At 39.8% G+C, this 6,458-nt stretch carries 8 protein-coding genes; 7 read left to right on the plus strand and 1 reads right to left on the minus strand.

The annotated features are described in order from the left end of the window. The first annotated feature begins 41 nt into the window (after positions 1-41). From AB6D07_RS22325 to AB6D07_RS22355, 7 genes are all read left to right on the plus strand, one after another. The gene (locus AB6D07_RS22325; RefSeq protein WP_372111893.1) at positions 42-116 is read left to right on the plus strand and encodes a hypothetical protein; all 75 of its coding nucleotides are present in this window, start codon (positions 42-44) and stop codon (positions 114-116) included. A gap of 304 nt (positions 117-420) precedes the next feature. Then, positions 421-678, plus strand: a complete 258-nt coding sequence (locus AB6D07_RS22330) for a hypothetical protein (RefSeq protein ID WP_102552856.1) — start codon at positions 421-423, stop codon at positions 676-678. Positions 679-1,049: 371 nt separating this feature from the next. After that, on the plus strand, positions 1,050-1,346 hold the full coding sequence (locus tag AB6D07_RS22335; protein WP_102457269.1) for a BrnT family toxin: 297 nt from the start codon (positions 1,050-1,052) through the stop codon (positions 1,344-1,346). Further along, entirely contained in the window at positions 1,339-1,548 is a 210-nt protein-coding gene (locus AB6D07_RS22340; RefSeq protein WP_076653982.1) for a BrnA antitoxin family protein, read from the plus strand. The genes AB6D07_RS22335 and AB6D07_RS22340 overlap by 8 nt, the downstream gene beginning before the upstream one ends. 148 nt (positions 1,549-1,696) lie before the next feature. After that, entirely contained in the window at positions 1,697-1,954 is a 258-nt protein-coding gene (locus AB6D07_RS22345; RefSeq protein ID WP_017090056.1) for a hypothetical protein, read from the plus strand. Between the two features lie 173 nt (positions 1,955-2,127). Further along, a complete protein-coding gene (gene lpxL / locus AB6D07_RS22350) occupies positions 2,128-3,051 on the plus strand; it encodes an LpxL/LpxP family Kdo(2)-lipid IV(A) lauroyl/palmitoleoyl acyltransferase (protein ID WP_102457271.1) in 924 nt (307 codons plus the stop codon). Positions 3,052-3,460: 409 nt separating this feature from the next. Beyond that, a complete protein-coding gene (locus AB6D07_RS22355) occupies positions 3,461-3,991 on the plus strand; it encodes a hypothetical protein (protein WP_133154616.1) in 531 nt (176 codons plus the stop codon). A gap of 856 nt (positions 3,992-4,847) precedes the next feature. Here the strand turns inward: AB6D07_RS22355 and AB6D07_RS22360 are convergent. Continuing rightward, the gene (locus tag AB6D07_RS22360) at positions 4,848-6,224 is read right to left on the minus strand and encodes an IS4 family transposase (protein ID WP_061024553.1); all 1,377 of its coding nucleotides are present in this window, start codon (positions 6,222-6,224) and stop codon (positions 4,848-4,850) included. Positions 6,225-6,458: the final 234 nt, after the last annotated feature.

Here is a 6,458-nt window from a genome sequence, read left to right on the forward strand (position 1 = left end):
CCTCGAAAGAGAACAACGAACTCCGTCAGCAAGTCAGCAACTTGAGCAGGCAAGTAGAGAGCTTGAGCGCGCATCTCCTGCAGTTGGAAAAGCGTTACAACGAGAACAATCGATAGGTCTTGACCGTGAGATAGGTGATCGCGGAATGAGTTTGTAATAAATGGCGCGTTGGTTGTGTTTTAAGGGTGAAATCAAACTTGATTTTCATATCCTGTAAATCGGCCATAAAGCGTCACAAACTTACAAGGCACTATGGAAGTATATTGCCTTGATCAGGTGTCCTAAATCGCAACTAGGAGCTTTTGAGGGGCTCTGTGGGCTGTTTTTGATAGCTAACTCGCCCGTTTAACATAATAGGAATAATGAACACCTCAAATTCATCATATACTTCGCTTTTGAAAAATCATTAGGGTGCAAATTATGGTTGGTACAAAGGTTGAAGTTCTAACTGATATTTGGAAGAGTGCTCAGGAACTACAGCAAGACATTGAGCTTGTAAAAAGGTCTTTTGAACAGTGGCTCTCTAAGAATGATACGGGACGTAGTTCAGAAGATGCCGCATTTGAATCTCTTTGTGAGCATTATTGCTCTGCATTAGCCTCTAAAAAATTAGACTTGATTTTAGAAAACTGCTTTGAGAAGCCTACGGATGAAGACTGTGGTTGGGTAAGGGATTAAAGTAAGAACGGCTCCCAATCGGGAGCCGTTCTTTGTTACAGAGTCACGCTTATGAAAAATTTCACAGTGAAATTGTAGGTTACGAAGTCACGTGATTTTTGTTCTTTTCCGGACGAGTTGAATGCTAGGTCGGATTGAAATAAGTGGTTCGGACGAGTTGAATTCTACCTTGAACTCTCTCGTGATCCACCCATGGAAACTTTCGGTTTTGCGTGAACATTACAGGAATAATACACACCGATTTTTGAGAAGTTGAACCTCATTCTTAAGCGACCTTTAACACAAGGAAATCACCTTTCCGCGGAGAACTTCGGTTTCTATTTCCTTTGATTTTAACTACAATATAATTACGATGTAGTTATGGTTGTGATATGTCTTACTTAAATTTTCAATGGGATCCCAACAAAGCTGAAACGAACAGAAGAAAACATGGTGTTACCTTTCATGAGGCTCAGTCAGTTTTTTATGATGAGTTTGCCCGTGTTATTCCAGATCCAGACAGTTCATTTGGTGAAGAGCGTTTCATTATTTTAGGCGTAAGTGAGGAATACAATACTTTGGTTGTTTGTCATTGCTATCGTGGGGATGATGAGAAAATCAGAATTATATCAGCCAGAAAAGCAGAGAAACGAGAACGAAAACAATATGAGGATTGCCGTTATGCGTGAACAGTATGATTTTTCTAACTCAGTAGCTAACCCTTATGTGAAAAAATCAAAGAAGCAGATAACGATAAGATTAGATGAAGATGTTATTAGCTACTTCAAAGAGCTTTCAGACAAGAATGGAGTTCCTTACCAGAACTTAATGAATCTCTATTTGAAAGATTGTGCATCTAAACATAAAGAGTTGAAGATGGATTGGCAGTAGCCACTACAAATCGAATTTAGACACAAGAACGGCTCCCGATTGGGAGCCGTTCTTCGTAACGGAGTCACGCGATTGAACATAATAGGAATAATGAACACCTCAAATTCATCATATACTTTGCTTTTGAAAAATCATTAGGGTGCAAATTATGGTTAATACAAAGGGTGAAGTTCTAACTGATATCTGGAAGAGTGCTCTGGAACTACAGCAAGACATTGAGCTTGTTAAAAGGTCTTTTGAACAGTGGCTCTCTAAGAATGATACGGGACGTAGTTCAGAAGATGCCGCATTTGAATCTCTTTGTGAGCATTATTGCTCTGCATTAGCCTCTAAAAAATTAGACCTAATTTTAGAAAACTGCTTTGAGAAGCCTACGAATGAAGACTGTGGTTGGGTAAGGAATTAAAGTAAGAACGGCTCTCAATAGGGAGCCGTTCTTCGTTGTAAGGGGACGCAATTGAACATAATAGGAATAATAAACACCGATTTTGTTAGCTTGCCCTGTTGATGCTTATGTAACTTGCCATTTTGAGCATGGAAATGTATAGATGGCTCTCTATACATTTAACTCTTTGTCTTATGAATATTATTTCTTCCCCTAAATTTTCAATCACATTACTCCATCCCAGATACTGGGGAGTTTGGCTTGGTTTTGCTTTACTTGCTCTGGTTGTAAATATTTTTCCATACTTTCTCCTACGTCTTATTGGAAATAGCATAGGCTTGGTGGCTATGAGGATTCTTAAGAGGCGTTACCAAGTGGCAAAAGAAAACTTTCGACTTTGTTTCCCTGGACAATCCGAAGTTGTTTATGAAAGGTTGGTATTGTCAAATTTTAAATATACAGGTATGGCTCTTATAGAAACAGGTATGGCTTGGTTTTGGCCTAAGTGGAGAATTAGTCAAATCTCGTCAACTCAAGGTCAAGAAAATATAAATGAGCAGGGAGAAAGAGGTGTTCTGATTTTATGCACTCACCATCTGAATTTGGAACTAACGGCTCGTATTTTTAGTCAATTTTGTAAAGGGTACGGAGTGTATCGTCCCAACTCCAATCCAGCATATGAATTTGTTCAGCATAGAGGGCGAACTCGGTTTGGGCACAAGATGGTTGATCGAAAAGATTTAAGAACAATGATAAAGGTACTCAAAGGCGGAGGAAGGCTTTGGTATTTACCTGACCATGACTATGGTCAGGCAAACTCAGTTTTTGCTCCTTTCTTCTCCGTTAAAGAGGCCGCTACTACATCAGGATCTAGTATGTTGATTGATTCAACTGGTTGTGCGGTAATCTCAGGTGTAACTGTTTTTGATGAAAATGGTTACACCCTTCATATTGGTCAGGATTTAAGTCACAGCATAAAGAGACGTGACCCTTTGAATGCAGCAGCTGTGCTTAACCAAGAAATTGAAAAAATGATTGAGAGAGACATTCCAGCATGGATGTGGCTACACAAAAGATTTAAAACACGCCCAGAAGGAGCTAGAGCCTTTTACTCATGAGTTTATGTTGAGCTTCAACTTATTTAACGTAACGTCACTTAGTGCGAACTGAGATTTAGACACAAGAACGGCTCCCGATTAGGAGCCGTTCTTTGTTGCGCAGGTGAATCCTAGCTAAGGTAACAGAATCTTAATGCTCTGGTTGTCTATTGATGACGTTGTTAGATAAATGCCTTTTAATTCGGAGGCTTTTTTGTCAAAGGAATAAAAACGTATCATTGCTGCTTTATGAGTATAGTTCAGATTTAAGATGTGTACATTTTCCCCTTGTTTAACGTAACGCCACTTAATCAACACCTATTCTTCAAGTTTGGTTTAGCTACAACCCCAAATTTTGCGAATCACTCTTGAACAACCGTTTGTTAGCTTTTGGTTGCACAAGCTTCTTGATCTTCAAATGGTTCTCGATTTGCCACTCATCATGCAAAACATCATTTCCCAAAAACCAGAGTTAGATACGAGAGCGCCATCCTGTAAGTGTTCTATATTTAAATATATTGTCTTGGCTTTTGGTGACTGCATGGTGAAAATTGCATTTGTTTTTTTGCTTTGTTTCCTTTCTGGATACGTTGAGGCTGAGACGAAGTTGAGAGAGTGGCGAGCCAATGGAGGTAATGAAGAAGTAGTTTATTACCTAAAAGTTTCTAGTGTATTTCAACTTTACACTGTGTCTCCTGAAAGTGTAACTCTAACAATGGTAGGTATGCCTGAGGAACTCTGTTCTTCAACATCATTTTTGTTTCAAGGGCAACTGATAGGAATCGAAAGTTCATTTGAAAACTCAAGGTGTATTCATAGAGCCCTCTCTCAGAGGGCTCGTGATTTTATTATAGATGGTTTAATCAATAACAGTGTTGTTGAGTGGGATGGAGTTAGGTTGACAACACTAGGATTTTCTAAAGCGTTTTTAAGCATGGGGAAAGAAGATTTTATTCTTTAAGGATTAACTCGTTCGCTAAATGAAGTTCAAAATAAAGCTCGTTATTTATGTGTAAAATCGGCCCTCTATTCACTACAAAGAGCATTTTAAGTGGCGAATTTCTAGTAGCCATTGATGGTTTAGTGTGATTTTTTTAGCATTGTGATTTAGGACATCAAATGCTTTGATTATGAAAAAAAATTTATCATTAACGATGAGGATTTTTTTTTATGTAACAGTCAACATGAAAAGATAATCAATATGCAATTTATTGTTTTCGTTGGATTAATGCCGCTTAAACACTATTTCTGTGGATAAAAATGTATTGATTTAACGTAACGGCACTTAGTGCGAATCCAGATTTACACCTATTTTATCTAGAATCTTAGCGTTTGATCATTACAAAAAAATCATGTGTCCCTAGGTCCGTCGGGGTAAATTGCTTTCGCGTTATTAAAGCTAATAGAATTAAATTGACTATGTTGTAATTTATTTATTATTTCAGGGTTCAGTTCTTCGCGGTTAAAGCTGCAAAAAAGGTGGAGTCCTTCTGCGTCTTTATCGAAGAGTAAACTTTCTAGGCTATTTATGTTTTCGACATGCATCAGAGTCGGGTAATTTGATTCATTCATACGGTAGGCCTTATAAATGTTGGTTAACAATAGCCTAGGCAGTGAATCGCTAGTTTGAAAAGACAATAATGGAAGTGGAAAACACCCCACTATGCAACTGGTTGATTTTGTGGGGGGGGAGATCCACTTACTCAATATTTTTGTGGATAAAAATGTATCAATTTAACGTAACAGCACTTAGTGCGCATCGAGATTCAGATACAAAAAAGCCTCCCATAAGGGCTGTCTCTTGATCACAAGTCTGGTTAATCAAGAGACTTAGCGAGTTCATACCCTTCAAGGATGGTTTGTAACCTAAACCATCCTTGCCATAACGTCTTTATAGAAGCGCGACCTGTTCGCTTGGTATTCTTCCAACCACCTAACCGAGCAATACCGTTGTAAGCCCATGATATATTAGGCGCTTCTTTCGGTAGTTTTTTGCTCTCCAACTTGAGCCACATTAACTTCCACGCTTTGCCTTTTAATACCTGCTCACAACTGCTCTTAGATAACTCGTCTGATTCATTCATAAACCTCAACTGGAGTAACCGAGTCGCGATAAAAGCCAAAACGACGCTGAGCCTTTCTAAGTTATCCTTACTTTGCATTCTCAGTTGCTCAACTTCAGTCCCTTCACTTTTCCAGACTTTATGAAAATCTTCTATTAGCCAGCGCCGCTCATAATAACTGACGATTTTGAGTGCCTCTTCCTTGCTCGTTATCGGCTCTGAAGTCAGTAAGTGCCATGCGAGCTTATTACCACTCTCTCCTTGTTCTATACATCCCACGTAGTAAAGCGGAATGTTATCGAACTCTTTTTTGTTAGCAGGAGACTTGAGTGTCACGGGGGCATATTTGATATCTAAATGAGCCTTGCGAGCTTTACGACCGCCTTTTTGCGGTATTTCTAGCACTTTCTCTCCGGCTGATAACAGGGTAGAGGCATAGCTATAAAGACGATTATCATGCTCTTCAATACAGCGGCTTTGCATTGAGCGAACGAGGAACCTTTGTTGTTGCTCTCGCTTGTAAATGAGGTATTCAAATAGGTCGGCTTCTCTATCGCACACAGAAATGACATCCGAAATTTTATCGCCAAGTCGCTCAGCGACATGGCGAGAGGCTTGTTCCCACTTATAACTTTCTTTCTCTTTGTATGGTCGAGTCGCATGCTGGTGCCTTTGACCTCGCTTTTCTATATCACGAGTCCAGCGCTGTTGTTCAATTAAACCAATAACAGATTGAGTGTCGGGAGCAAAAAGTAAGGTTGAGTGTACGAACATGGCGCGATGTCGATTGCCTTGATTGGAGTGCCCGAGTTCATCTCGAATGCTGCGATGGGAGTAACTGAGAGAAGTGGTGTCTTCTAAGGCAAGAAGTGTTTGTTGCTCTAATGCTTCTTGTGCGGTGACATAAAAACCCGCTTCTGCGATATCTTCTGCTTTGATTTGCTCATTACGGATGAAGCGATAAGCCCCTTCCATTTCAGCAGGGGAGATAATGAGTTTCGAGACGGGTACGCCAGGTTGCTCGGCCAGTGAGGCTGCGAGAGCAACGAGTCTTTGAGTGCGTCTAGGGTCATTAAGGTGGGCTTGACCGAACTGTTTTTGTGCCCAAAGGGTTGGCTCTATATAGGTCATGATAATCATCCTTGTCATTGCTTAGATGATCAGATCATGAAACCTAAAAATAGTTCAAAAAAAATCCCCAAGCGTGGCTTAGGGATTTGTGTATAAGAGACAGACCTAATGGCAGCCTTTCAATGTTTATCTAGCGAGTAACCAATTATTTAGTCAATACAGACTTATTCAGTTACTTAATTACTAAGCTAGTTGAGCTCTAAGGTGCTCGATAACCGTGTCCATTGCGATAGC

Source organism: Vibrio sp. 10N.239.312.C11 (genome assembly GCF_041466065.1).
GTDB lineage: Bacteria > Pseudomonadota > Gammaproteobacteria > Enterobacterales > Vibrionaceae > Vibrio > Vibrio tasmaniensis_A.

What these genes read in the sequence shown, in the direction of transcription:
- AB6D07_RS22330 (WP_102552856.1), top strand. Translation starts at nt 421, where the DNA reads ATGGTTGGTACAAAGGTTGAAGTTCTAACTGATATTTGGAAGAGTGCT.
- AB6D07_RS22335 (WP_102457269.1), top strand. Translation starts at nt 1,050, where the DNA reads ATGTCTTACTTAAATTTTCAATGGGATCCCAACAAAGCTGAAACGAAC.
- AB6D07_RS22340 (WP_076653982.1), top strand. Translation starts at nt 1,339, where the DNA reads ATGCGTGAACAGTATGATTTTTCTAACTCAGTAGCTAACCCTTATGTG.
- AB6D07_RS22345 (WP_017090056.1), top strand. Translation starts at nt 1,697, where the DNA reads ATGGTTAATACAAAGGGTGAAGTTCTAACTGATATCTGGAAGAGTGCT.
- lpxL (WP_102457271.1), top strand. Translation starts at nt 2,128, where the DNA reads ATGAATATTATTTCTTCCCCTAAATTTTCAATCACATTACTCCATCCC.
- AB6D07_RS22360 (WP_061024553.1), bottom strand. Translation starts at nt 6,224, where the DNA reads ATGACCTATATAGAGCCAACCCTTTGGGCACAAAAACAGTTCGGTCAA.